Here is a 25677-nt window from a genome sequence, read left to right on the forward strand (position 1 = left end):
GGGCCTTACGCAGCCGCCGCAGGAGCAGGTGTGCTATAGCCGCACCCCTTCACCGGGCAAACCAGTTCTGTTCCGTGGCGCTGGGTGGTTTTCAAAGAGAGGATCGGCCATTTGCACTTGGGGCAGGGCTGGGCCACCGGAGGATTCCACACCGCGTAATTGCACTTGGGGTAGGTGCTGCATGAGTAGAACACTTTGCCGTAGCGGCTCCTGCGCTCGATAAGGCTCCCGCTTGCGCATTGCGGACACGGCACCCCGGAATCGCGTGGCTTGTTGAGCGGCTCGATGAATCTGCATTTGGGATAAGACGAGCAGCCGATGAATTTCCCATACGGTCCGTTCTTGATGGCCAGAGCGCTTCCACATTTCGGACAGGTGCGTCCTTCCACCATAGCGGTTTCTTCAGGTTTTTCCGTTTCGCCGTTGAGGTTGCGGGTGTAGTCGCAATCCGGAAAGCCGGTGCAGCCCACGAACTTGCCGCGTTTGCCCAAGCGCGCGGCGAGCGGCTTGCCGCACTTAGGACAGGCCTCATCCATTTTTTCCTGCGTGACTTCGCGGCGCGAGATGTTTTTCTTGTCCTCGATCAGGCGATGAAAGCCTTTCCAGAATTCCTCCAATACCGGCACCCACTCGCGCTTGCCGTTGGAGATTTGGTCGAGCTGGTCTTCGAGCTTGGCGGTGAAATCGTAATCCACGTAGCGGGTGAAGTGCTCGGTGAGGAATTTGTTGACCACGCAGCCCACATCGGTGGGAACAAAGCGCTTCTTGTCGAGCACCGCGTAATCCCGATCCAATAGCGTGGATATGATGCTGGCATAAGTCGAAGGCCGGCCGATGCCGTGATCTTCCAGCGTTTTCACCAGGCTCGCCTCGGTGTAGCGCGGCGGCGGCTGAGTGAAGTGTTGCTCGCCATAGAGTTTGTCGACCGGCACGACGTCGCCGACGTTGAGGATCGGTAGCTTGTCTTCACCCTCTTCTTCGGGTTCGTCAAGGCCTTCCTGATAGACGGCAATGAAGCCGGGGAAAACCAGGGTTTGTCCGCTGGCGCGGAACAGGTTGTCGGGATTGTTCATGCTGATGTCGAGGCTGGTGACGTCGAACTGCGCCGGGCTCATCTGGCAGGCGAGCGCGCGCTTCCAGATCATTTCGTAAAGCCTGGCTTGCTCCGCGCTGAGGTATGGCTTGACACTCTCCGGCATACGGAAAATCGAAGTCGGGCGAATCGCCTCGTGCGCTTCCTGCACGTTCTTGGATTTGCTCTTGTAATGCACTGCGGTTTTTGGCAGGTACTCGTGGTCGAAGTGCTTGCTCACATAATTGCGAATTTCGGTGACGGCTTCGTTGGCTAGCGACAGTGAATCGGTACGCATGTAGGTAATCAGACCGACGCTGGTGCCGCCAATGTCCACGCCCTCGTACAACTGTTGCGCCACGCGCATGGCGCGCTGCGTACTGAGGTTGAGCTTGCGCACGGCTTCCTGCTGTAGCGTGGACGTGGTGAACGGCGCGGCAGGCAGGCGCTGCTTGCGCTTCTTGTCGGCCTTGACGACCTGCGCGTTCCTGGCCGTGCGCAAATCCGCGATGATTTCTTGCTGGGCCGCATTATCCGGTATGCTGAACTGCTCCAACTTCTCGCCGCGGTACTGGAACAAACGCGCGGAGAATTTCTGTTTCTCCTTGTGGCTGTCGAAGTGAATGGTCCAGTGTTCCTGCGGTTTGAATGCCTCGATTTCCTGCTCGCGCTCCACGATCAGGCGCAATGCCGGGCTTTGCACGCGCCCCGCAGAAAGGCCCGGGCGGATCTTGCGCCACAGCAGCGGCGACAGATTAAAACCGACCAGGTAATCGAGCGCACGGCGCGCCTGTTGCGCGTTGACCAGCGGCATGGAAATATCGCGTGGTTCCTTAATCGCGTTCTTTACCGCTGATTCGGTGATTTCGTAGAACACCACCCGCAGCGGTTTCTTGTTCTTGAGCAGCTTCTTGGAATTGAGGATTTCGGAGATGTGCCATGCAATCGCCTCGCCTTCGCGGTCCGGGTCGGTGGCGAGAAATATCTTACTTGCTTTGGCGACGGCTTTGGCAATCGCGTCGACATGCTTGCTGTTGCGCGCGATAAGCTGGTATTTCATGGCAAAGGCGTGCTCGGGATCGACCGCGCCCTGCTTGGGCACCAGATCCCGAACGTGGCCAAAGCAGGCCAGGATTTCGAAATCGCTCCCGAGATATTTTTTGAGCGTTTTCGCTTTAGAGGGCGATTCGACGATCAGCAAGTTGTCGGACATGCGTGTGTTTGGCGAAACCAAAGCGCAAGATGATAAGAACTATTTGCGGCCTTAGCAAGAAGTTTGCGGAAGGCGCAGAGCGCTTTGTTTACGGCAACAATCAGTTAAGTCGTTGATAAAGGCCGCCGGGAAGCGCGGCAACACGACCCGCAAGCTCGAGCTGGAGCAGCATGGCGGTTACCGCATCGGGAGGCAATTGGCAGCGGGTGCACAAGGTGTCGATGTCGCAGGGATCGAAACCCAAATGCTGCAGAAGCGGCGGGGTATCCGAATCCGATTGGTGCGTGCTGGTGGTATGCCCCGTTGTTTTCCAGCCGATTTCTTCGAGGACGTCCTGCGCGCTTTCCGCGAGCTTTGCGCCCTGCTTGATGAGCGCGTGGCAGCCTTTGGTAAGTGGAGAATGAATCGAGCCGGGAATCGCGAACACTTCACGCCCCTGTTCCAGCGCCTGCCGCGCTGTAATCAGCGAGCCGCTGGAGAGCGCGGCTTCAACCACCAGGCAGCCGCGACAGAGCCCGCTGATGACGCGGTTGCGCCGCGGAAAATTGCTGCCGACGGCCGGCGTGCCTATGGGAAACTCGGAAATCAGCGTGCCCGCGTCTGCTAGCGCGTGCGCGAGCTCGCGATTGCGCGCAGGGTAAACGATGTCCAGCCCGGTGCCAACCACGGCGACGCTCGAAGAAGCACCTTTTAAACCACCACGATGGGCCGCAGCATCTATTCCCAGCGCCAGCCCGCTCACGATGGAAAGCCCCGCGTCACTCAAGGCCTGCGCGAAACTTTCGGCATTGGCTATTCCCTGCGGAGTGGCGTTGCGGCTGCCGACGATGGCCAGCGCCGGCCGGTTAAGCAGCTCGAGCCGGCCTTTGACATAAAGCAAAGGCGGCGGGTCGGGAATCTGCAGCAGGAGTTGCGGATAGTCCCGGTCGGCGAGCGTGACCAGGTGATTGTTGTCATCCTCGAGCCACTTGAGCGCGTCGCGGACCGAGTCGCGATCTAAGTTTTCGCTAATGCAGCGTGCGATTTTGGCGGGGACGATGCGGGTGAGTTCAGCGTAACTTGCCGCGAGAATTTTTTGTGGTTCGCCGAAAGCAACGAGCAGTTTGCGGAAGGATTCATCGCCGAGGCCCGGCATGAGGCTTAACGCCAGCCAGCTTTCGGTCTCCTGGTCAGGCTGCATTGCAGGAAGAGCGGGGTATCAGATCAGGGCGTCTGCGCCACGTCGAGCACATGTACCGGACGCGTGGTCTGCATGACCAGCGCGTAGGAAACCTTTTGAAAGGTGCGGAAAACCATGAGCAGACCGTAGCGTTCATCGGGTATCCTCAGGGTCACTTTGCCACTGGAGTTTTTTACCGGCGGCGCACGGCGGTAGAGCGCGAGCACATGCCCTCTTTCCAGGCCGTCGCGCACACCCTTGTTGAGGGTAACGATGGTGTTTTGTGCGCCTTCGGTTATCCCGCCGTAAGCGGAAATGACGCGTACCTTGATCGCTTTTTCCGGTGCGTGCGGCACATAATTGGCGGCCGCCAGAGACGAGGCAACCACCAGGCGGTCGCCGGTGTTGATTTCCTGCGTGGATTTGGTGATTTCAATCGGGCTGGCTTCGGCAAATTTGATGACCCTGGCTTGTCCCAGGTAAATCGCTTCGTAGCCTAGAATTTCCTGGGTTTCCGGATCAAACAGCGTTTTGCCAACACGGTAAATTTGCCAATCCTCGCCTTTCTCTTTTGGCAGGTCCTGCACATAGGCGTGATCTCCCGCGCCCAGCACCACGCGTTCGTCCTGGCCAGCGACGATGCGGGGCGCGTTTTCCAAACCGTTAGCCTCGATAACCAGCGGCTGGCTCAAGAAAGGTTCGATGGCAGAAGCCGGTATGGCGGGAATCGGTGCGCGCTCTAAGGCTTCGGCGCGAACACGCGGACCAAGCTTGACGGTTTCCCGCCCCCCGACCGCTGTTCCAGCAGTCTCACCCCTTACCAGGCGCAGCGCCGGGGTCTTGCCGGAACGGTCGAGCACAACCACATCGCCCGGGTAAATGAGGTGGGGATTTTGGATTTGCTCGCGATTCATGCCCCAGACCTGCGGCCATTGCCAGGGATCTTTGAGGAAGCGCTTGGAAATGCCCCATAGCGTGTCGCCTTTTACCACGACATAGCGGTCAGGCGGATTGTCCTGCAACTGGACAGGCTCATCTTCGGCGATTGCTCGCGCCGCAGTCAAACCCGAAAGCAGAATCAGCGATATAATAAAAAACTTACGCATCGGAATCCCCGTTTGTAGAAGTTCGACCCGAAATCCCGGAATACTCCAAGTGTAGCATACCTATAAGAAATCAAGGGTTAGTATAAATTCTGCATGTGCTTTGTTAAATTAGCAAGCATAAATGACGATTTTAAAAATCCTCCTATACCCAGATTCCCGGCTCCACACCATAGCCAAGCCGGTTACCAAGGTCAATGATGAGATCCGTACCCTGGTTGCGAACATGGCGGAGACCATGTATGCCGCGCCCGGTGTGGGCCTGTCGGCCACCCAGGTCGATATGCACAAGCAGGTGATTATCATCGACACCTCGGAAACGCGTGACCAGCTCAAGGTTTTCATCAATCCTGAAATCGTGGAAAGCGAGGGAATTTCCGACTGCGAAGAGGGGTGCCTCTCGGTGCCGGGGGTTTTTGAGAAAGTACCGCGCGCCGCGCGCATCAAGGTGCAAGCCCTGGACCGCGGGGGCAAGTCTTTTGCGCTGGACGCGGACGGGCTGCTGTCGGTGTGCATCCAGCATGAAATGGACCACCTCAAGGGCAGGGTGTTCGTCGAGTATCTCTCACGCCTCAAGCAAACGCGCATACTCAGCAGGCTCAGGAAAATGCAGCGCAAGGTTATATAGAACCTATCTCATCAATGGTCACGTGTGCGACGGCGGCGATTTTGGGTGCAGTTCTAGGCGCGAGCGACGCCGTTTGGTCATTCCAAACTAGGAGCGAGCAACGGCGAAATGCGCCAAAGTGCGTCCCGAACTCGGACTCGCGCAGCGTGGCGCGGAAAGGGGCGCGAAGGCCGTCGATGGACAGCGCTTCTTGGGCGCACAGCTCGTCGCTCCCGCACCCAGCTTCGCCACCGGGTCGCGACGGCCCCCGTCCCTTCGGGTTGTGGTCAGAAAGACCGGCTGCGTCGTTGCTCGGCTTGCCTATGTTCAACATATGTCTGCGCCTTCGCGCCTTGCATCCGGCCTTTCTGGCCTACAACGCATCGCGCGACCATTGGTGAGATAGGTTCTTATGAAACTCGCCTTCGCCGGCACTCCTGAATTTGCGGCGCTAGCGCTGGAACAGATGCTGCGCGCCGGTTTTAACCCCGTCTTGGTACTGACGCAACCCGACCGCCCTGCCGGACGCGGGATGAGGGCCGCGGCGAGCGCAGTAAAGGAACTCGCATTAAGACGCGGGCTTAAGCTGCAGCAGCCGCAAACCCTGAAAGACGCTGCAACATTGGAAGAATTGAAGCGGGTGGCGCTCGACGTGATGGTCGCCGCAGCGTATGGGCTGATTCTGCCCAAAGCCGTTTTGGATTTGCCACGCTTTGGCTGCATCAATATTCATGCCTCGCTTCTGCCCAGGTGGCGCGGCGCGGCGCCGATACAGCGCGCGCTGCTTGCCGGCGACGCCGAAACCGGCATCAGCATCATACAGATGGACGAAGGTTTGGATACGGGACCGCTGTTGCTGCAACAGCGTTTGCAGATTGCTGTCGACGAGACCGCGCAAACCCTGCATGATAAATTAGCGCAGCTCGGGGGGGGGTGCATCGTGCGTGTGCTTCAAGCGCTCCAGCGCGGCGAATTGCAGCCGCAACTTCAGCCGCAAACAGGCGCAAGCTACGCCGCCAAGGTGGAGAAAGCCGAAGCGGAAATCGACTGGGAAAAAGAAGCGCGCTTAATCGAGCGCATGGTACGCGCGTTTAATCCCCATCCCGGGGCCTCCACACTGTTAAATAGCGAGCCGCTCAAAATCTGGAAAGCCGGGGTTGAAAATCATGTGATAGGCAACCCGGGCGAGGTGATTGCTGCGAATGGCTTAGGCATCGTTGTGGCTTGTGGCGCAGGGGGGTTGCGCATCGAAGAGCTGCAAAAAGCGGGTAGCAAGCGCCTGCGGGCGCAAGCCTTCCTGGCAGGTTCTGCCTTGAGGCCGGGCACGCGGCTTGGCGCTTGAATTTTTTTGGTTTCAGTCTTATCTAAGGAATCGCCGCCGAACCAAGCGGCAGACTAAGTGAAAGGAACCGCAATGTTGGGAAACTGGCTCAAAACTTCTTTGTTGATGGCCGCCATCATGGCGCTTTTCGGCACGGTCGGCGCGCTGCTCGGCGGCGGCTCGGGAATGGCAATTGCTTTGGTTCTTGGCGGCGCAATGAATCTCTGGGCCTACTGGTTCTCCGACAAGATGGTGCTGCGCCTGTACCACGCCCAGGAAGTGGATGAAACCCGCGCCACCGAGCTTTATGGCATCGTGCGCGAACTGGCGCAACGCGCGAATCTTCCCATGCCCAGGGTGTATTTGATCGATCAGGCCCAGCCCAATGCATTTGCCACCGGCCGCAACCCCGAGCATGCCGCGGTGGCCGCGACCACCGGCATTTTGCAGTTGCTCACCCCGCGCGAGTTGCGCGGGGTGCTGGGGCATGAACTCGCCCACGTCCGGCATCGCGATATTTTGATCTCCACCCTCTCCGCCACTATCGCCGGCGCTGTTTCGTCCGTCGCGCAATTCGGTATGTTGTTTGGCGACGGCAACCAGAATGGGCACGGCGTGCATCCGCTGGCGGCGTTGCTCATCATGATTGTTGCTCCGATTGCGGCAATGCTGATTCAGCTCGCCATCTCGCGGGCGCGCGAATTCGAAGCCGACCGCGGCGGCGCGGAAATCTCGGGCAATCCAGAGGCACTGGCTTCCGCCCTGGAAAAAATCGAGCGTTACGCCCGCGGCGAGACTATGCCCGTCGCCGAAATGCATCCGGAAACCGCGCAGATGATGATCATCAACCCCCTCTCCGGCGGCGGCGTGCAGGGATTGTTCAGCACCCATCCTTCGACGCAGGAGCGCATTGCCCGTCTCTGGGCCACGGCGAGAGCCTGATTCTCGCCAGCCGCGCGCGATGATTGACGCTCAGCGCCTGGCCAGTCTTGCGGTAAGCCAGGTGCTGGAGGGGCGCAATCTCACTTCCACACTCTCCGCGCTTTGGCGGCGCCACCCTTCTTTGGGCGCGCAACAGCGCGCGCAAGCCCAGGAGCTCGCTTACGGCACCTTGCGCTATTGCGGGGAAGCGCAGGCGCTGCTCGGTTTGTTGCTGGAGAAAACTTTGCGCGATGACAAACTGCGGGCGCTGCTTCTGGTAAGTCTCTACCAGTTGCAGTACGGCAAGACGCCGCCCTACGCGGTGGTTTACCAAGCGGTCAACGCCGCGGCAACGCTCAATCAGCGCGCAGCAAAAGGCTTGGTCAATGCGGTATTGCGCAACTTTCTTCGTCACCGCGAAAGCTTGACCCGGCAAGCCCGCGACAATGAAGTCGGCCTCTACTCACATCCGCAGTGGTGGATAGACAAACTGAAAGCGCAATACCCACACCAGCACCAAGCCATTTTGTTGGCTGCCAACCAGCATCCGCCGATGACTTTGCGGGTGAACCGGCGCGCCAGTACCAAGCGCGATTACCTTTTGCGGCTGCAAAGCGCGCAAATCGAGGCCATCGATCTGGGCGGGGATGCGTTGATGCTGAAGCGGCCGCTCATGGTGGAAAAACTGCCCGGTTTTGCCGAAGGCCAGGTTTCGGTGCAGGACGCGGCAGCCCAGCGCGCCGCGCCGCTGCTCGACGTGCGGCCAGGAATGCGTGTGCTCGATGCCTGTGCCGCGCCGGGCGGCAAGACCGCGCATATTCTGGAGCAGGCTGACGCCGAGGTTACCGCGCTGGATAACGACGGCGAACGATTGGGCCGAGTCGAAGAAAACCTGCGGCGCTTAAAACTTAAAGCGCGCATTGTGTGCGGCGATGCAGGTCAACCCGCGACGTGGTGGGATGGCGTGCCTTACCAGCGCATCCTTGCCGACGTGCCCTGCTCCGCTTCCGGAGTGGTGCGCCGTCATCCCGACATCAAGTGGTTGCGGCGCGAAACCGACATCGGAAAGTTTGCCGGGCAGCAGTCGCGCATCCTCGATGCCTTGTGGCAATGCCTGGACGGAGGTGGTAAATTGCTATATGTCACTTGCTCGGTCTTTGCAGAGGAAAACCGTCAGCAAGTTGACGCGTTTCTTGGGCGGCACAAAAATGCCGAGCTTCAGCCGCTCAACACCGACGGCCAATTGCTACCCGACAGCCAGCATGATGGTTTTTTCTACGCCTTGCTCCGTAAGATTTAATCTGCCTTGGAAAAGGTTTTGGCCGCTGTTCAATTTACGCGGATTCGCCTGCGTGATGTTGTTGAGTCTGGCGCCGGCGCCGGTATTTGCGGAGGGTATACAGGTGAAAGCAGCCGCGTTCGAGGCGGACGGCAACGATTATCTCCTGCAAGCGGACTTGGATATCGCGCTTACCCATACGCTGGAAGAAGCACTCAACAAGGGCGTGGCGCTGTATTTTGTCACCGAGTTTGAATTGTCGCGCTCGCGCTGGTACTGGTTCGACCAGAAGCTGGTGCAACTCAAACATCAGTACAAATTGAGTTACAACGCGCTGACCCGGCAATACCGCTTGAGTGTAGGCAACTTGTTTCAGAATTTCGCCACTCTGCAGGAGGCGATGGGACTGATGAGCCAGTTGCGCGACCGGATGGCGGTGGAAAAAGCTGCGCTGGAAAAAGGCAAGACCTATGTCGCGGCGCTGCGCATGAGGCTCGATGTGTCGCAACTACCCAAGCCATTCCAGTTGAATGCAGTTGCTTCCAAGGACTGGAACTTAAGCTCAGGCTGGCATCGTTGGGAGGTCACCCCGTGAGCGGAGAAGCGGCATGAGATATTTCGTGATCCTGTGCCTCGGTCTGGGCGCGGTTCTACTATTTTTGCTTTCCACCGCCAGCGCCAACACGGCGCTGTTTGCCCAGCACTACCCGCTGATTCTGGCGCTCAACGGTGCCATCACGCTCTGCCTTATCGGCGTGGTGACGGTCCAGTTGCTGGCGTTGCGCAAGAAGCTTTCCGCGAAAGTGTTCGGCGCGAAGCTCACCCTGCGCCTGGTACTGCTTTTCTCCCTGATGGCGGTGCTTCCCGGCGCGCTAGTGTACGCCGTCTCGGTGCAATTCCTCGCCAAGAGCATCGAGTCGTGGTTCGATGTGCGCGTCGAAAAAGCGCTGGAAGGCGGCCTGAACCTTGGGCGCACCACGTTGGATAACCTGCTCAAGGATCTCAACAAGAAAGCCGACACGATGGCGCTCTCGCTCTCTGAGCTGCCGGTCGCCGAACACCTGACCGCGCTCAACACCTTGCGCGAGCAGTTGGGCGTGCAGGAAGCCACGCTGTTCAGCCAGCGCGGCACCCTGATTGCTTTTTCCATCAGCGAGAAAAGCGGACTCATGCCGGATTTGCCGAGCTCGGCCTTGCTTAAGCAAATCCGCCGGCAGCAGGCGTATAGCGGCGCCGAGACTATTCCGGGCAAGGGTCTGTACCTGCGGGTGATGGTGCCGGTCAATGTGTTGAACGTGAACGAAGGCATCCGCGTGCTGCAACTCCTCCAGCCGGTGCCCGAGCGGCTGGCGCAAGACGCGGAAACGGTGCAAACGGTTTACCGCGATTATCAGGAGCTTTCGCTTTCGCGCGCCGGTTTGAAGCGCCTGTATGCCATAACATTGACGCTCACCCTGCTGCTCGCGTGGCTGTCCGCCATCGCGCTGGGATTTCTCATCAGCGAACGCATGAGCGCGCCGCTCGAAATGCTTGCCGAGGGCACGCGCGCGGTGGCGCAAGGCGATTTCAGCCAGAGGCAGCCGGTGAAAAGCCGCGACGAGCTCGGCGTTCTCACGCAGTCGTTCAACCTCATGACCCACCAACTGGCGGAGGCACGGATGGCGGCGGAGCGCCATCAAGAGCAACTGCAAACCGCCAAGGCTTATCTGGAGAGCGTGCTGGCCAACCTGTCAGCGGGGGTGCTGGCATTCGACGAAGGATTTCGTTTGCGTTCGGCCAACCCCAGCGCGGGGTATATTCTGGAAACCGAGTTTGCGCAATTGCGCGGAACCCGTCTCGAGGAATGGCGCGCCGGCCGGGCGGCTTTGGGCGTGTTGAGCCTGGAAATATTGCAATCATTCCAGCGAGCGCCCCAGGATGAGTGGGAAAAACAGGTGGAATATGGAGGGGAATCGGGGATCCGGGTGCTGTTATTGCGCGGCACCCGCCTTGCCGGCGCCGCACAGGCCGGCTATGTGGTGGTGTTCGACGACATCACTCATTTGCTGCAAGCGCAGCGTGACGCGGCCTGGGGCGAGGTGGCGCGGCGCTTGGCGCATGAAATCAAAAACCCGCTCACGCCGATCCAGCTTTCCGCCGAACGGTTGCAGCACAAGCTCGCCAACAAGCTCGATCAACGTGATTTGGAAATCCTCAAGCGCGCCACGCAAACCATCATCAGCCAGGTAGCGGCGATGCAGAACATGGTCGACGCGTTCAGCGACTATGCCCGCTCGCCGGAGCTGGCGCTGCACCCGCTCGACCTCAACCGGCTGCTGCGCGAAGTGCTGGCGCTTTATGAATCGCCGGCGCTCGCCATCAAGCTGGAGCTCGCGCCTGATCTGCCCCAGGTTCTGGGAGACAAGACCCAGTTGCGGCAGGTTATTCATAATCTGCTGCAGAATGCGCAAGACGCGCTGACCGAGGTGCCGGCGCCCGGCATCGTGGTGCGTACTGAAGCGGTGGGCGGCCGTATTCAATTGAGCATTCAGGACAACGGCAGCGGCTTCCCCGAACAATTGATGACGCGCTTGTTTGAGCCGTATGTGACGAGCAAACCCAGGGGCACGGGCCTGGGACTCGCCATCGTCAAGAAAATCGTAGATGAGCACAGCGGCATGATTCATATTGCAAACGTTAAACCGCACGGCGCCTGCGTCAGCATCTCGCTGCCGCTGGCGCACGCGGCCTGATGAGATGGACGAATGGCAACGAACCAGATTTTGATTGTGGACGACGAAGTCGGCATCCGCGAACTGCTTTCGGAGATTCTCGAAGACGAAGGCTACCGGGTACGGCTGGCGGAAAATGCCAGCCAGGCGCGCGCCCAGCGTCTGGAAGCGCGGCCTGACCTGGTCTTGCTCGACATCTGGATGCCGGATACCGACGGCATCTCTCTGCTCAAGGAGTGGGCGAGCAGCGGGCTGCTTACCATGCCGGTGGTGATGATGTCCGGCCACGGCACCATCGAGACTGCGGTGGAGGCCACCCGCATAGGCGCCTTCGATTTTCTGGAAAAACCGATCGCCATGCAAAAGCTGTTGAGCACCGTGGGACGGGCGTTGAAGCACGGCACGGCTCAGGTGTTGCCGCCGCTTACGCTTAACAGTTTGGGCAAATCGCCAGCCGTCGCCGATTTGAAAAAGCGCCTGGAGCAGATAGCCAATTTGAATCAGCCGCTGCTGTTGGTAGGGGAGGTGGGAGCCGGCATGGAACTGTGCGCCCGTTTCCTGCATCAGCCCAACACCCCTTGGGTGGCGCCGCAGGACAATGCGCAACTGGCGCAAGCGCCCCAGGATCTGTTAAGCCGGGCGCGCGACGGCCTGCTGTTCTTAAGCGAAATCGGCGAGCTCACCAAGCAGGAGCAAAAAAGCTTATTGCTGGCGACCGACAAACTGGCGAAATACAACGTGCGCCTGGTTTGCGCCACCTCCAGGATGCTGCCCGCACTCGTCAGCCAGGGCGCTTTTGACGCCGAGCTCTACCAAATCATCGGGGCGCTTTCTCTGCGCGTCCCGAGCCTGCGCGAACACCGTGAAGACATACCCGATCTGGCGCGGCTCATGCTCTCGCATTGTATGGAGGCGGGCGAAACGCCGCTGCGCGAATTCAGCACCTCGGCCTTGAACGCGCTGCGCAATTACGACTGGCCCGGGAATCTGCTGCAGCTGGAAAATGCGGTAAAGACGCTCGCGCTTACCGCGCTGGAACAGGAAATCAGCGCCGAGGAAGCGAACCGCGTGCTGGCGCAGTTCGACCTTGAACCGCAAATCGCCGACCACGGGCTGCCGCTGGATGTCTCCTTGCGCGAAGCGCGCGATGCGTTTGAGCGCGTTTACTTCAAGCATCACATCATGAAAGAGCGCGGCAATATGAGCCGGGTGGCGGAGAAAGTGGGCCTTGAGCGCACGCACCTGTACCGCAAGCTCAAGCAGCTCGGCATCAAGCTTGACCGACGCAATCATGAACAATAAGTTTTTTTGCAAGCTTCGCGCCTCACGATAGGTTCCAGTTATAATTGCGATAAAATGTTTAGAACCTATCTCAACAATATCCGCGCGATGCGTTGCGGGTCAAAACGGGATGGATGCAAGGCGCGAGGGCGTAGTGCTACTCAGTAGTAACGCAAGCCCGAGCAACGACGCAGACGCCCGTTTTGGGCGCAACCCGCAGGGACGGGGCGATGGGAGCGCATTTCGTCGTTGCTCGCCGCTTGCAGTGGACGGGCACTGCGGCGCGGCTCGCGCCTAAAACTGCAACCCCCATCGCCGCCGTCGCACACGTGGCTATTATTGAGATAGGTTCTCTTGCCGGAACCCCCGGGCGGGGTAATAATTCGCCAGTCTTTGCTGTTCTTAAATAACCTTTGCTACCGAATCCCCGCCCCTTACTACTGCAGCGGGTGAGATCAATACAGGGACCCGTTAATGGCAACACGCAAGGATTTGACCAACGCGATTCGCGCGCTGGCGATGGACGCCGTGCAGAAAGCGAATTCCGGCCACCCCGGCATGCCGATGGGAATGGCGGAAATCGCCGAAGTGCTGTGGAATCACCATCTGCGGCACAACCCGGCCAATCCCAAATGGCCGGACCGCGACCGTTTTATCCTCAGTAACGGCCACGGCGCAATGCTGCAGTATGCGTTGTTGCATCTCACCGGCTACGACTTGCCGATGGAGGAGCTGAAGCGCTTCCGCCAACTGCATTCCAAAACCCCCGGCCATCCGGAATACGGCTGCACGCCGGGAATTGAAACCACCTCCGGCCCGCTCGGCCAGGGGCTGGCCAATGCAGTGGGCATGGCGATTGCCGAGAAGGTACTCGCCTCCACTTTCAACCGCCCCGGTTTCGACATCGTCAATCATTACACCTACGTCTTCCTCGGCGACGGCTGCCTGATGGAAGGGATTTCGCATGAAGCCTGCTCGCTCGCCGGAACACTGGGCCTGGGCAAGCTCATTGCCATTTACGATGACAACGGCATTTCAATAGACGGCCATGTCGAGGGCTGGTTCACCGATGACACGCCCAAGCGCTTCGAGGCTTACGGTTGGCATGTAATTCCCAAGGTGGACGGCCACAACTTTGATGCGGTGGATGCCGCGATCGAGAAGGCGAAGCAGGTTAGCGACAGGTCCACGCTGATCTGCTGCAAGACAGTAATCGGTATGGGCGCGCCCAACAAGGCAGGCAGCCACGATGCGCACGGCGCGGCTTTGGGCGAAGCGGAAGTCGCGGCCACCCGCGCCAACATCGGCTGGAATCATCCGCCGTTTGAAATCCCGAAAGATGTTTATGCGGGCTGGGATGCGCGCGGCCGCGGCGCCAAGCTGGAGAGCGAGTGGAGGCTCAGGTTTTCCGAATACGCGAAACAATATCCCGGGGAAGCCGCGGAATTCACCCGCCGCATGAATGGCGAATTGCCTGCGGATTTCCGCGAGCATGTGGCGCAATTGATTTCCAAAGCAAACGAAAAAGCCGAGAGCATCGCCACCCGCAAGGCGTCGCAAAACGCTATCGGAGGCTTGGCGCCGATTCTCCCCGAGCTTATTGGCGGCTCGGCCGATCTCACCGGCTCGAATCTCACCTTGTGGTCGGGTTCGCGCGCTGTCGATAAGAAGGATGGCGGCAACTATATTTATTACGGCGTGCGCGAATTCGGCATGGCGGCGATCATGAGCGGGCTCGCCCTGCACGGCGGAGTCATACCTTATAGCGGAACCTTCCTGATGTTCTCCGAGTATGCGCGCAACGCGCTGCGGCTGGCGGCATTGATGAAGATCCGCACGATTTTTGTTTTCACCCACGATTCCATCGGGCTTGGCGAAGACGGCCCGACCCATCAGGCGGTGGAGCAGGCGGCGACGCTACGGCTTATTCCCAACATGGACGTGTGGCGCCCCTGCGATACGGTGGAATCGGTGGTGGCGTGGGCGCAGGCGATCGAGCGCAGAAACGGGCCCTCCTCCTTGTTGTTTACCCGCCAGAACCTGCCTTTCCAAAAGCGCGACGCCGTCAGCCTTGCCCATATCGCGAAGGGGGGTTATGTTCTTGCGGAAACGCCGGGAGGAAAACCGCGCGCGGTAATCATCGCCACCGGTTCGGAAGTCGAACTCGCCATGGGCGCGCAAAAAGCCCTCGCCGAAGAAGGTGTCGCGGTGCGCGTGGTGTCGATGCCCAGCACCTCGGTGTTCGACCGCCAGGAGGAAGCTTACAAATCTTCAGTGCTGCCCAAGGGCGTGATCCGGGTGGCGGTGGAAGCGGGTGTCACCGACGGCTGGCGCAAGTATGTCGGGCTGGAAGGCGCCGTGGTGGGAATAGACCGCTTCGGTGAGTCGGCGCCCGCCGCGGATTTGTTCAAGTACTTTGGGTTTACTGTCGAGAATGTGGTTAAAGCCGTGAAAAGCGTGGTTTGAAACCTCATCCCCCGCGTTCCAGGTGCCCGCTGCAGTAAAATAAGGCTTTTTCCCTGAAGGAGCGAAACAATGGCCATTCGTGTCGCTATCAACGGTTACGGGCGCATCGGCCGCAACATTCTGCGCGCGCTCTATGAATCCGGGCGCCACCAAGAGATCCAGATCGTCGCCATCAATGATCTGGGCAATGCCGAGACCAACGCCCATCTCACCCGTTACGACACAACACATGGCCGTTTTCACGGCACCGTGCAAGTGGACGGCGACAGCATGGTCGTCAACGGCGACCGCATAAAAGTGCTGGCAATGCGCAATCCGGCGGAGCTGCCGTGGAAAGAACTCGCCATTGACGTTGTGCACGAGTGCACCGGGCTTTTCACCAGCAAGGAGAAAGCCTCCGCCCATCTCAGGGCCGGCGCAAAAAAAGTCATCATCTCCGCGCCCGGCGGCAAAGATGTGGACGCCACCGTAGTGTACGGCGTGAACCACAAGATGCTCAAGCCTTCGCACACCGTGATTTCCAACGCCTCCTGCACCACCAACTGCCTGGCGCCGCTGGCCAAGGTGCTGCATGAGAAAATCGGCATTGTCAGCGGTCTGATGACCACGGTGCATGCTTATACCAACGATCAGGTGCTTACCGACGTCTACCACGAAGACCTGCGCCGCGCCCGCTCCGCCACCATGTCGATGATCCCCACCAAGACCGGAGCGGCGGCGGCGGTGGGCCTGGTGCTGCCGGAGCTTAACGGCAAGCTCGACGGTTTTGCGGTGCGCGTTCCGACGATCAACGTTTCGCTTGTCGATTTGAGCTTCATCGCCAAGCGCCCGACCAGTACCGAGGAAATCAACAAGGTGATGAAGGAAGCCGCACAGGGCGAATTGAAAGGCCTCCTCAACTACAACGACAAGCCGCTGGTGTCAGTGGACTTCAACCACGACCCGGCCTCTTCGATTTTCGACGCCACGCTCACCAAGGTGAGCAACGGCACGATGGTCAAAGTGTTGTCTTGGTATGATAACGAATGGGGTTTCAGCAACCGCATGCTGGATGTGACGGTTGCCTGGATGAATGCCAAATGAAACAACGGGTGAATGCCAGGTAAGCCGCGATGCGTATTTTGAAAATGACCGATCTCGATCTCGCGGGGAAACGCGTGCTGATCCGCGAAGATCTCAACGTGCCGCTCAAGAACGGCGAGGTTTTAGACGATACGCGCATCCGCGCGTCAATCCCGACGATTGAGCATGCTCTGAAAAACCGCGCCAGAGTAATGCTCATGTCGCACCTCGGACGACCCGAGGAAGGCAAGTACGATGAAGCCAATTCCTTGAAACCGGTGGCGCGCCGCCTTTCGAAATTGCTGAAGCGTGAAGTGAAATTTCTGAACAACTGGCTGAACGGCGTCGAAGTTGCTCCCGGCGAAGTCGTGCTGTTCGAGAACGTTCGCTTCAACAAGGGCGAGAAGAAAAACGGCGACGAGCTGGCAAGGCAAATGGCCGGGCTTTGCGATGTCTACGTGATGGACGCCTTTGGCACCGCACACCGCGCTGAAGCCTCGACTCATGGGGTTGCTAAATTCGCCAAGGTCGCCTGCGCCGGGTTGTTGCTCGCGGCAGAACTAGAGGCGCTGGGCCGAGCGCTTGAGAACCCGAAGCGGCCGCAGATTGCCATCGTCGGCGGCTCCAAGGTTTCGACCAAGCTCACGGCGCTTAAATCCTTGAGCCAAGTGGTGGATCAGTTGATAGTCGGCGGCGGGATTGCCAATACCTTCATGCTTGCGGTAGGCCTGCCGATAGGCAAATCACTCGTTGAGGCGAGAATGGTTGATGAGGCGCGCGGCATTATCGACTTGGCGCGCGCCAAGGGCGGTGATGTACCCATTCCCATGGACGTGGTGTGCGCGAAAGAATTTTCCGAGACGGCCAAGGCGACTTTGAAAGATGCCAGAGAGGTGGCGGACGATGATTTAATCATGGATATCGGTCCCAAAACCAGCGCGAAATTCGCAAGCGTTTTGGAAAAAGCCGGCACCATTTTGTGGAACGGGCCGCTGGGCGTGTTCGAATTCGACCAGTTCGGCGGAGGCACCCGGGCCCTGGCTCTGGCAATAGCAAAATCCAAAGCTTTTTCCATTGCGGCTGGCGGAGACACGCTCGCGGCAATAGCGAAATACGGGGTAGCCGGGCAGATTTCGTATATTTCCACCGGCGGCGGCGCGTTTCTCGAATTTATTGAAGGCAAGAAACTTCCTGCGGTGGAAATTCTGGAACAGCGGGCGGAGAAACAGTGAGGTGTGATGAGCAAGGTGCCGGGAATTTGCTAAAGTAACCCATCTTTATACCCTTTACTCTCCTTACTCCTCACAACATTTATGTTGCGCAGAACCAAAATCGTTGCCACCCTCGGCCCCGCCTCCAGCGATCCGAAAATCGTGGAACGAATGATTGCCGCAGGCGTGGATGTGGTGCGCATGAACTTCTCCCATGGCACGGCGCAGGATCACCTTTCCCGCGCTGAAACGGTGCGCGAGGCGGCACGCAAGGTTGGCCGCACGGTCGGCATCATCGCTGACCTGCAGGGCCCGAAAATCCGTATCGGCCAATTCGAGCAGGGCAAAATTACGCTTAATTCCGGCGATACCTTCATTCTTGACGCAGATTGCGCGCGCGGCAACCAGGAACGCGTCGGGCTGGATTACAAGGAATTGCCGCGCGATGTTGCGGAGGGTTCGGTGCTGCTGCTTAACGACGGGCGGATCGTGCTCGACGTGCAGGGGGTACGCGGCAACGAAATCATTTGCAAAGTGCGCCACGGCGGCGTGCTGTCAAACAACAAAGGCATCAACCGCCAAGGCGGGGGCCTGACCGCACCGGCGTTGACCGCCAAGGACACGGAAGACATCAAGACCGCGGTCATGCTCAAGGCGGATTATCTCGCGGTGTCGTTTCCGAAAAGCGGAGCCGACATGCGTATTGCGCGCGAGTTGTTGCGCAATGTCAACAGCCAAGCGCTGCTGATTGCCAAGATCGAACGGGCCGAGGCGGTACCCATGCTCCAGGACATCATGGAAGCCTGCGATGGCATCATGGTGGCGCGCGGTGATCTGGCGGTCGAAGTGGGTGATGCCGCGGTGCCGGCGCTGCAGAAGCGCATGATCCGGGTGGCGCGCGAGATGAACAAGCTTGCCATCACCGCGACGCAGATGATGGAATCCATGATCGAGAGCCCGATCCCCACCCGCGCCGAGGTTTCGGATGTGGCGAATGCCGTGCTCGACGGCACCGACGCAGTCATGTTGTCGGCGGAAACCGCGTCCGGCAAATACCCGGTGCAAACAGTGGAAGCAATGAGCCGCATCTGCCTCGAGGCGGAGAAATCAACCGAGGTCACGCTTGATCGGGAGTTTCTCGATCGCGTTTTCACCCGTGTCGACCAGTCGATAGCCATGGCGGCGCTGTTTACCGCCTACCATTTGAAAGTGAAGGCGATCGCCGCGTTCACTCAATCCGGCTCGACCGCATTGTGGATGTCGCGGCTGAATTGCGGCGTGCCGATTTATGCGCTGACTACGGAAGCCTCAACACGATACCGCGTAAGCCTGTTTCGCGACACCTATCCGCTGATGGTGCAATACTTCGGCCAGGATCGCGAGGAGCTGTTGCGTGAAGCGGAAAAAGTGCTTTTGGCGAACGGTGTGGTGCGCGAAGGAGATTTGATTGTGCTCACTATCGGCGAGCCTATCGGCAAGTCAGGCGGGACCAACACGATGAAAATTGTTAAAGTTGGCGCGCACCGCCAAATGTGACAATTTCGGCGGAGGCTAACTTGGCTAATCAAGTTAAGCGCAGCGGCCGCAGCCAAAATCGTCACAGGCGAAAGCGTAATTTATTGACGGCATGCGGCGAGCGCTTTTTCACGGCAGACGTTCGCCGCCAGTATATTAATCAGGAGGTAAGGCTATGTACGCACAGCAACTTGAAACCGCCGCGGCCGCCATGGTCGCCAAAGGCAAGGGCATCCTTGCGATTGATGAAAGCAGCTCCACCTGCAAGAAGCGCTTCGACAGCATCGGCGTCGAATCCACGACGGAAAACCGCCGTGCCTACCGCGAGTTGTTGATTACCGTTCCCGGCGGCGGGCAATACGTGAGCGGCATGATTCTCTTCGACGAGACTATCCGCCAGGCCACGGCCGACGGCACGCCGTTTCCCGCAGCGCTGAAGCGCCAGGGAATTTTGATCGGCATTAAAGTCGACACCGGCGCCAAGAAACTGGCGGGTGCGCCGGGGGAACAAGTGACCGAAGGCCTGGACGGCCTGCGCGAGCGGCTCACAGAATACCGCGGCCTGGGGGCAAGCTTCGCCAAATGGCGCGCGGTCATCAACATCGGTGAAAGCATACCCAGCCAATACTGTCTCGATGCCAACGCGCATGCGCTGGCGCGCTATTCCGCGCTGTGCCAGGAAGCGGGGCTGGTGCCCATCGTCGAGCCGGAAGTGATTATGGAAGGCAATCACACCATCGAGCGCTGCTTCGACGTCACCGAAGCCACGCTGCGCACGGTATTCAATGTGCTTTATCAACAGCGCGTGACCCTGGAGCACATGGTGCTGAAAGCCAGCATGGTGATTTCCGGGGACCAATGCCTGAAACAGGCGAGCGTGGAAGAAGTGGCAAAGCAAACGGTGCGCTGCTTGAAGCGCACGGTGCCCGCCGCGGTGCCTGGCGTAGTGTTCCTCTCCGGCGGCCAAAGCGCCGAGGTCGCGACCGCCCACCTCAATATCATGAATCAGATGGGCCCGCATCCCTGGCCGCTCTCCTTCTCCTACGGGCGCGCGCTGCAGGACCCGGCGCTCAAGACCTGGCGCGGCCAGGCGGGCAATGTAGCAGCGGCGCAGAAGGCGCTTTACCACCGCGAGAAGATGAACAGCGCCGCCTGCTATGGACGCTATACCGCGCAAATGGAACAGGAAAAAGCGGCGGCCTAATCAACTGAAGCGCGAAAGCAAAGACGGCTTCGGCCGCCTTACCTCATGCGCGCGCTTTACGCATCAGTTTCGGCGCTTCCTTGAGCAGAAATTCCTTGAACGCCTGTGCCGCTTTGGTGAGCCGCTTCTGGCTGCGGTGTACCACGTACCAGTGGCGCTTGAGGGGGAAGCTCTCTACATCGAGCACTTTAAGCCGCTTCGTTTCCAGCTCCAGTTCGATGGTGTGAAGTGAAATTATCCCCAAACCCATTCCCGCCTGCACCGCCTGCTTGATCGCCTCGTTGGTGCCCATTTCCATGCCGGTGTTGAGCTTGATGCGGTGTTCGGCGAAGAACCTCTCCATCGCGCTGCGAGTGCCCGAGCCGATTTCCCGCAATAGAAAGGTTTCCTGCTGCAGCCGGGCGCGCGGAATTTTGCGCTGCCGGGCCAAGCGGTGATTGGGCGGCGCAATTACCACCAGCGGATTTTCCATGAAGGACTCGGCAACGAGGTCCAGGCCTTCCGGCGGCTGGCCCATGATGGCGAGATCGGTTTTATTGTCGGCGAGTTGATTAAGCACCACTTCGCGGTTGGAGACGCTGAGACTGACCGCGACCTTGTTGTACTGCTGGCAGAATTTGGCGAGCAACTGCGGAGCGAAATAATTGGCGGTGCTGACCACAGAGATATTGAGCTTGCCGCGCTCCAGTCCCTTCATCTGATCCAGCACCGCTTCCAGTTCCTGCAGCTGCTGCGCAATCGAGCGGCTGTACTGGAACAATTCCCGTCCGGCTTCGGTGAGATAAATGCGCTTGCCCATCTGCTCGAACAGCGGCAGTCCCGCGTTCTCCTCAAGCTGTTTGATCTGCATGGAAACCGCCGGCTGCGACAGATGCAGTTCCTCGGCGGCGCGTGAGAAATTCAGGTGCCGCGCCGTCGCTTCGAATACCCGCAGTTGTCTCAAGGTCAGATGCAGCATGGGAGCTTTTAAATAGATTCGGCAAGCCTAATACTATAATTAAAATCTTATTATAACAATCAAAACATGTGAATATCATTTATGATTAATTGGAGTACCATTACAGCGTGTTTGAATCTAGTTGATGAAGGAGATCAGCATGGGCGGGCCGGACAAAGCACCCAAGGGCAAGGAACGCTATAAATCGGGCGTTATTCCCTATAAGAAAATGGGATATTGGGACGCCGGCTACGTTCCCAAGGACACAGACGTCATAACCTTGTTCCGCATCACGCCGCAAGAAGGCGTGGACCCGGAAGAGGCGGCCGCGGCGGTGGCGGGCGAATCCTCCACCGCCACCTGGACGGTGGTGTGGACCGACCGACTCACCGCTTGCGAAATGTACCGCGCCAAGGCCTATCGCGTGGATCCAGTACCCAACAACCCCGGACAGTATTTCGCATACATCGCCTATGAGCTGGATTTGTTCGAGCCGGGCTCGATTGCCAATCTCACCGCTTCCATCATCGGCAACGTGTTCGGCTTCAAGGCGATTAAGGCGCTGCGCCTCGAGGACATGCGCCTGCCAGTGGCTTTTGTGAAAACGTTTGACGGGCCGCCGACCGGCATCGTGGTCGAGCGCGAGCGCCTCGACAAATTCGGCCGGCCGCTGCTCGGCGCGACGACCAAACCGAAACTAGGGCTCTCCGGCAAGAACTATGGCCGCGTGGTGTATGAGGCGCTGAAGGGCGGCCTCGATTTCGTGAAAGACGACGAGAACATCAATTCGCAGCCGTTTATGCACTGGCGCGACCGCTTTCTCTACTGCATGGAAGCGGTAAACCGGGCTTGCGCCGAAACCGGCGAAGTCAAGGGCCATTACCTCAATATCACCGCCGCGACCATGGAGAACATGTATGAGCGCGCCGAATTCGCCAAGGAACTGGGCTCGGTCATCGTGATGATCGACCTCATCATCGGCTACACCGCGATCCAGTCGATTTCCAAATGGGCGCGCAGAAACGACATGATTCTGCACCTGCATCGCGCCGGTCACAGCACTTACACGCGCCAGAAGAACCACGGCGTGTCTTTCCGCGTGATTTCCAAATGGATGCGCCTGGCGGGAGTGGACCACATTCACGCCGGCACGGTGGTGGGCAAACTCGAGGGCGACCCCAACATGGTGCAGGGCTACTACAACATCCTGCGCGAGCCGAAGAACGAAGTGGATTTGCAGCGCGGGATTTTCTTTGAGCAGGACTGGGCGGGCTTGCGCAAAGTCATGCCGGTCGCTTCCGGCGGTATCCACGCCGGGCAGATGCACCAGTTGATTCACTACCTGGGTGAAGACTGCGTACTGCAATTCGGCGGCGGCACCATCGGCCATCCGATGGGCATCCAGGCCGGCGCGACTGCCAACCGCGTGGCACTGGAAGCGATAATCCAGGCCAGAAACGAAGGCAAGGACATCTGGAACGAAGGGCCGCGGATTCTGGAAAAGGCGGCGAAATCTTGCGCCCCACTCAAGTCCGCGCTCGAAGTGTGGAAGGACATCACCTTCGATTATGCCTCCACCGACACCCCCGACTTCGTGCCCACCCCCAGCGTGAGCGCTTAAGGAGACCGAACATGAGAATCACTCAAGGCACTTTTTCCTTCCTGCCGGATTTTTCCGACGAGGAAATCCGCGCGCAAGTCGAATACTGCCTGAAAAACAACTGGGCGGTGAGCGTGGAATTCACCGATGATCCTCACCCGCGCAACACCTATTGGGAAATGTGGGGCTTGCCGATGTTCGACCTGAAGGACGCGGCGGGCATCATGTACGAGATCAACCAGGGCCGCAAAGCTTATCCCAATCATTACATCCGCGTGAATGCATTTGACTCGACGCGCGGCTGGGAGACGGTGCGGCTCTCTTTCATCGTCAACCGGCCCAAGAACGAGCCGGGATTCCAACTGGAGCGGCAGGAAGGGCCGGGGCGCCGCATTAACTATACTATTCGCAGCTACGCGACTAACCAACCCAAGGGCGAGCGCTACAAAGACTGATGAGTGCGGACCCCGGCATCCCGCAGAATCTGCCGGATGACAAGACGGTAGACCTCGAAGCAGCGTTTCGCGATTCGCAGGTCAAGGAAGTGCTCGACCAGCTCGACCGCGAGCTGATTGGCTTAAAGCCCGTCAAGACCCGCATCCGCGAAATCGCGGCGCTGTTGCTGGTGGACCGGCTGCGCAAGGAGCTGGGTTTAACTTCCGGCGCGCCAAGCTTACACATGAGCTTCACCGGCAATCCGGGCACGGGGAAGACCACCGTGGCACTGCGCATGGCAGAAATCCTGCACCGCTTGGGTTACGTGCGCAAAGGCCATCTGGTGGCGGTAACGCGCGACGATTTGGTCGGCCAGTACATCGGCCATACCGCGCCCAAGACCAAGGAAGTCCTGAAAAAAGCGATGGGCGGGGTACTGTTCATCGACGAGGCGTATTACCTCTACCGCGTGGATAACGAGCGCGATTACGGACAGGAGACGATAGAAATCCTGCTGCAGGTGATGGAAAACCAGCGTGACGACCTGGTGGTGATCCTCGCCGGCTACAAGGACCGCATGGATAAATTTTTCCAGAGCAACCCCGGCTTGTCCTCGCGCATCGCCCACCATCTCGATTTTCCCGATTACACGGCGGAAGAACTGCTGGCGATTGCCAAGTTGATGCTGGAAGCGAGTCAATACCGCTTCAGCGCGGACGCCGATAAGGCATTCCAGGATTACATCGTCAAACGCAGGCAGATGCCGCATTTCGCCAACGCGCGCAGCGTGCGCAATGCGCTGGATCGCGCGCGGCTGCGTCAGGCGAACCGCCTGTTCGCGCGCAATCAGGGCAAGCTCACGAAGAAAGACCTGGTGACGATTGAAGCCGGAGATATTCTCGCGAGCCGGGTGTTCAAGGAAGGCGTGTCCGACGAAAAAGCCGGCGCGAAGCCGGGTGCGGCAAAATGAGTTGGGGCCCGGCCCGATAGCGTAAAATTCACAGTTTGCAGAGCAGCCACGACACGGGGAAATAATGACCAAAAAAACGCTGGTGAGCGTGCTGATGGGAAGCCGCAGCGACTGGGAGGTGATGCAGCACGCGGCAAAACAGCTCGAAGATTTCGGTGTTTCCTACGAAGCGCGCGTGATTTCCGCGCACCGCTCCCCCGGTCTGCTGGATGAATACGTCAAAAGCGCGGATAAAGCGGGCGTCAAGTGCTTCATCGCCGGCGCAGGCGGCGCGGCGCATCTTGCGGGCGTAATTGCCGCCAAGACTACACTCCCGGTGCTGGGTGTGCCGATGCCGTCCAAACATCTGCAAGGCCTCGATTCGCTGCTCTCCATCGTGCAGATGCCCAAGGGCGTACCGGTTGCGACTTTCTCCATAGGTGAAGCGGGCGCGGCAAACGCCGGGTTGTTTGCGGTGGCGATGCTCGCCGTCGAAGATGCGAAGCTCGCCAAACAGCTCCGGGATTTCCGCAAGAAACAGGCTAAGGCCATCAAGACTGCCCGCTTACCCTAGTTTGATTGAAGCAACCCCTAAAGAATAAATGAACCGTACGGATAATCTTCTATTCCAGTCCGATCTTGGCAGCATCCCTTTTCTCCACCGCGGTAAGGTGCGCGATATTTACGCCGTGGATGAGGACAAACTGCTGATCGTGCAGACCGATCGCCTCTCTGCCTTCGATGTGGTTTTGCCCACGCCGGTGCCCGGCAAAGGCAAGGTGTTGACCGCGCTTTCCAATTTCTGGTTTCAAAAACTTGGTCATGTCATACCCAACCATCTCACCGGCGTTGCGCCTGAAGCAGTGGTGAAAGAAGCACGCGAGCGTGAACAGGTGGCGGGTCGCGCATTGGTGGTGCGGCGCTTGAAGCCCTTGCCGATCGAAGCCATAGTGCGCGGCTATATCGTCGGCTCCGGCTGGAAGGAATATCAGAAGAGCAGGACCGTCTGCGGCATTGCTTTGCCTGTTGGCCTCAAGGAAGCGCAAAAACTGGCGCAGCCGATTTTTACGCCTTCCACCAAGGCGCCTGCCGGCAGCCATGACGAAAACATCTCTTTTGCTGAAGCAGAGAAGCTTTTGGGAAAGGACATGGCGGCGAGAGTACGCGATGCTTCAATTGAGCTTTATTCGGAAGCCGCCGAATATGCGGCGAAAAAAGGCATCATCATCGCCGATACCAAGTTCGAGTTCGGCACCGACAAGCAAGGGAAGTTGTATCTGATAGACGAAGTGCTCACGCCCGACTCCTCGCGCTTCTGGCCGGCAAGCCACTACCGGACAGGAATGAGCCCGCCAAGCTTTGACAAGCAATATGTGCGCGACTGGCTGGAGGCGCAGCGCTGGAACAAAAAGCCCCCCGCCCCGGCTTTGCCTGCCGACGTGCTTGCCAAGACCGCGGAAAAATACCACGAAGCGCTGCGCTTGCTGGCCGGCAATTAAATCTATTCGACCGCAGAGGTGCCGAGGCGCAGAGAAAAGCGAAACCAAATGGACAGGATTTACAGGATTTCGCGGGATTAACAAGATTGAATCCTGTAAATCTTGAAAAATCCTGTTAATCCTGTGAATTAA

20 protein-coding genes and 3 pseudogenes are annotated in these 25677 nt (G+C 58.9%); 19 read left to right on the forward strand and 4 right to left on the reverse strand.

Annotation, left to right across the window (positions count from 1 at the left end):
- Window positions 1-5: 5 nt before the first annotated feature.
- From topA to VHE58_06430, 3 genes are all read right to left on the reverse strand, one after another.
- Window positions 6-2285, reverse strand: a complete 2280-nt coding sequence (topA, locus tag VHE58_06420; protein HVS26920.1) for a type I DNA topoisomerase — start codon at window positions 2283-2285, stop codon at window positions 6-8.
- Between the two features lie 100 nt (window positions 2286-2385).
- Complete coding sequence (dprA, locus tag VHE58_06425) at window positions 2386-3465, reverse strand: DNA-processing protein DprA (protein ID HVS26921.1); 1080 nt, start codon at window positions 3463-3465, stop codon at window positions 2386-2388.
- 23 nt (window positions 3466-3488) lie between these two features.
- On the reverse strand, window positions 3489-4550 hold the full coding sequence (locus VHE58_06430; GenBank protein HVS26922.1) for a LysM peptidoglycan-binding domain-containing protein: 1062 nt from the start codon (window positions 4548-4550) through the stop codon (window positions 3489-3491).
- A 121-nt stretch (window positions 4551-4671) separates the two neighbouring features.
- On the opposite strand from VHE58_06430, the gene def reads away from it, so the two are divergent.
- The 14 genes and pseudogenes from def to VHE58_06500 all read left to right on the forward strand — a co-directional run bounded on the left by def (window position 4672) and on the right by VHE58_06500 (window position 20125).
- Entirely contained in the window at window positions 4672-5175 is a 504-nt protein-coding gene (gene def / locus VHE58_06435) for a peptide deformylase (protein HVS26923.1), read from the forward strand.
- A gap of 391 nt (window positions 5176-5566) precedes the next feature.
- Window positions 5567-6496 (forward strand): methionyl-tRNA formyltransferase, encoded by a 930-nt coding sequence (gene fmt / locus VHE58_06440; GenBank protein ID HVS26924.1) that lies wholly within the window; start codon window positions 5567-5569, stop codon window positions 6494-6496.
- A 75-nt stretch (window positions 6497-6571) separates the two neighbouring features.
- On the forward strand, window positions 6572-7417 hold the full coding sequence (gene htpX / locus VHE58_06445) for a zinc metalloprotease HtpX (GenBank protein HVS26925.1): 846 nt from the start codon (window positions 6572-6574) through the stop codon (window positions 7415-7417).
- Window positions 7418-7436: 19 nt separating this feature from the next.
- On the forward strand, window positions 7437-8696 hold the full coding sequence (rsmB, locus tag VHE58_06450; GenBank protein ID HVS26926.1) for a 16S rRNA (cytosine(967)-C(5))-methyltransferase RsmB: 1260 nt from the start codon (window positions 7437-7439) through the stop codon (window positions 8694-8696).
- 55 nt (window positions 8697-8751) lie between these two features.
- Window positions 8752-9270 (forward strand): DUF4390 domain-containing protein, encoded by a 519-nt coding sequence (locus tag VHE58_06455; protein ID HVS26927.1) that lies wholly within the window; start codon window positions 8752-8754, stop codon window positions 9268-9270.
- Window positions 9271-9283: 13 nt separating this feature from the next.
- Window positions 9284-11407 carry an ATP-binding protein gene (locus VHE58_06460; protein HVS26928.1) on the forward strand — a complete coding sequence of 708 codons (2124 nt, stop codon included), beginning with the start codon at window positions 9284-9286 and terminating at the stop codon, window positions 11405-11407.
- A gap of 12 nt (window positions 11408-11419) precedes the next feature.
- Window positions 11420-11767 (forward strand): annotated as a pseudogene (locus VHE58_06465) (response regulator).
- Window positions 11744-12226: pseudogene (locus VHE58_06470) on the forward strand (sigma 54-interacting transcriptional regulator). The pseudogenes VHE58_06465 and VHE58_06470 overlap by 24 nt, the downstream one beginning before the upstream one ends.
- A 273-nt stretch (window positions 12227-12499) precedes the next feature.
- A pseudogene (locus tag VHE58_06475) lies at window positions 12500-12688 on the forward strand (helix-turn-helix domain-containing protein).
- Window positions 12689-13141: 453 nt separating this feature from the next.
- Complete coding sequence (gene tkt, locus VHE58_06480) at window positions 13142-15133, forward strand: transketolase (GenBank protein HVS26929.1); 1992 nt, start codon at window positions 13142-13144, stop codon at window positions 15131-15133.
- A 69-nt stretch (window positions 15134-15202) separates the two neighbouring features.
- Entirely contained in the window at window positions 15203-16216 is a 1014-nt protein-coding gene (gene gap, locus VHE58_06485) for a type I glyceraldehyde-3-phosphate dehydrogenase (GenBank protein ID HVS26930.1), read from the forward strand.
- Window positions 16217-16245: 29 nt separating this feature from the next.
- A complete protein-coding gene (locus VHE58_06490; GenBank protein ID HVS26931.1) occupies window positions 16246-17427 on the forward strand; it encodes a phosphoglycerate kinase in 1182 nt (393 codons plus the stop codon).
- Window positions 17428-17508: 81 nt separating this feature from the next.
- Window positions 17509-18942 carry a pyruvate kinase gene (gene pyk, locus VHE58_06495; protein HVS26932.1) on the forward strand — a complete coding sequence of 478 codons (1434 nt, stop codon included), beginning with the start codon at window positions 17509-17511 and terminating at the stop codon, window positions 18940-18942.
- 154 nt (window positions 18943-19096) lie between these two features.
- Complete coding sequence (locus tag VHE58_06500) at window positions 19097-20125, forward strand: class I fructose-bisphosphate aldolase (protein ID HVS26933.1); 1029 nt, start codon at window positions 19097-19099, stop codon at window positions 20123-20125.
- 43 nt (window positions 20126-20168) lie between these two features.
- Here VHE58_06500 and VHE58_06505 read toward each other — a convergent pair whose 3' ends face one another.
- Entirely contained in the window at window positions 20169-21083 is a 915-nt protein-coding gene (locus VHE58_06505; protein HVS26934.1) for a LysR family transcriptional regulator, read from the reverse strand.
- A gap of 124 nt (window positions 21084-21207) precedes the next feature.
- On the opposite strand from VHE58_06505, the gene VHE58_06510 reads away from it, so the two are divergent.
- The 5 genes from VHE58_06510 to VHE58_06530 all read left to right on the forward strand — a co-directional run bounded on the left by VHE58_06510 (window position 21208) and on the right by VHE58_06530 (window position 25545).
- Window positions 21208-22683: a form I ribulose bisphosphate carboxylase large subunit gene (locus VHE58_06510; GenBank protein ID HVS26935.1), complete on the forward strand. Its 1476-nt coding sequence runs from the start codon at window positions 21208-21210 to the stop codon at window positions 22681-22683.
- Between the two features lie 11 nt (window positions 22684-22694).
- On the forward strand, window positions 22695-23117 hold the full coding sequence (locus VHE58_06515) for a ribulose bisphosphate carboxylase small subunit (protein HVS26936.1): 423 nt from the start codon (window positions 22695-22697) through the stop codon (window positions 23115-23117).
- Window positions 23117-24067, forward strand: a complete 951-nt coding sequence (gene cbbX / locus VHE58_06520; protein ID HVS26937.1) for a CbbX protein — start codon at window positions 23117-23119, stop codon at window positions 24065-24067. Before VHE58_06515 ends, cbbX begins: the two co-directional genes overlap by 1 nt.
- A 64-nt stretch (window positions 24068-24131) precedes the next feature.
- Window positions 24132-24620, forward strand: a complete 489-nt coding sequence (purE, locus tag VHE58_06525; GenBank protein ID HVS26938.1) for a 5-(carboxyamino)imidazole ribonucleotide mutase — start codon at window positions 24132-24134, stop codon at window positions 24618-24620.
- A gap of 28 nt (window positions 24621-24648) precedes the next feature.
- Window positions 24649-25545, forward strand: a complete 897-nt coding sequence (locus VHE58_06530; GenBank protein ID HVS26939.1) for a phosphoribosylaminoimidazolesuccinocarboxamide synthase — start codon at window positions 24649-24651, stop codon at window positions 25543-25545.
- Window positions 25546-25677: the final 132 nt, after the last annotated feature.

The organism is Burkholderiales bacterium, from assembly GCA_035543335.1.
Taxonomy (GTDB): domain Bacteria; phylum Pseudomonadota; class Gammaproteobacteria; order Burkholderiales; family JAHFRG01; genus JAHFRG01.

Bases quoted from the DNA above. Each gene is read 5' to 3' on its own strand.
- VHE58_06505 (HVS26934.1), bottom strand. From the start codon at position 21,083: ATGCTGCATCTGACCTTGAGACAACTGCGGGTATTCGAAGCGACGGCG.
- dprA (HVS26921.1), bottom strand. From the start codon at position 3,465: ATGCAGCCTGACCAGGAGACCGAAAGCTGGCTGGCGTTAAGCCTCATG.
- purE (HVS26938.1), top strand. From the start codon at position 24,132: ATGACCAAAAAAACGCTGGTGAGCGTGCTGATGGGAAGCCGCAGCGAC.
- pyk (HVS26932.1), top strand. From the start codon at position 17,509: ATGTTGCGCAGAACCAAAATCGTTGCCACCCTCGGCCCCGCCTCCAGC.
- cbbX (HVS26937.1), top strand. From the start codon at position 23,117: ATGAGTGCGGACCCCGGCATCCCGCAGAATCTGCCGGATGACAAGACG.
- VHE58_06530 (HVS26939.1), top strand. From the start codon at position 24,649: ATGAACCGTACGGATAATCTTCTATTCCAGTCCGATCTTGGCAGCATC.
- VHE58_06455 (HVS26927.1), top strand. From the start codon at position 8,752: ATGTTGTTGAGTCTGGCGCCGGCGCCGGTATTTGCGGAGGGTATACAG.
- rsmB (HVS26926.1), top strand. From the start codon at position 7,437: ATGATTGACGCTCAGCGCCTGGCCAGTCTTGCGGTAAGCCAGGTGCTG.
- VHE58_06490 (HVS26931.1), top strand. From the start codon at position 16,246: ATGCGTATTTTGAAAATGACCGATCTCGATCTCGCGGGGAAACGCGTG.
- VHE58_06510 (HVS26935.1), top strand. From the start codon at position 21,208: ATGAAGGAGATCAGCATGGGCGGGCCGGACAAAGCACCCAAGGGCAAG.
- VHE58_06460 (HVS26928.1), top strand. From the start codon at position 9,284: ATGAGATATTTCGTGATCCTGTGCCTCGGTCTGGGCGCGGTTCTACTA.
- def (HVS26923.1), top strand. From the start codon at position 4,672: ATGACGATTTTAAAAATCCTCCTATACCCAGATTCCCGGCTCCACACC.
- VHE58_06500 (HVS26933.1), top strand. From the start codon at position 19,097: ATGTACGCACAGCAACTTGAAACCGCCGCGGCCGCCATGGTCGCCAAA.
- VHE58_06430 (HVS26922.1), bottom strand. From the start codon at position 4,550: ATGCGTAAGTTTTTTATTATATCGCTGATTCTGCTTTCGGGTTTGACT.
- fmt (HVS26924.1), top strand. From the start codon at position 5,567: ATGAAACTCGCCTTCGCCGGCACTCCTGAATTTGCGGCGCTAGCGCTG.
- gap (HVS26930.1), top strand. From the start codon at position 15,203: ATGGCCATTCGTGTCGCTATCAACGGTTACGGGCGCATCGGCCGCAAC.
- VHE58_06515 (HVS26936.1), top strand. From the start codon at position 22,695: ATGAGAATCACTCAAGGCACTTTTTCCTTCCTGCCGGATTTTTCCGAC.
- tkt (HVS26929.1), top strand. From the start codon at position 13,142: ATGGCAACACGCAAGGATTTGACCAACGCGATTCGCGCGCTGGCGATG.
- topA (HVS26920.1), bottom strand. From the start codon at position 2,285: ATGTCCGACAACTTGCTGATCGTCGAATCGCCCTCTAAAGCGAAAACG.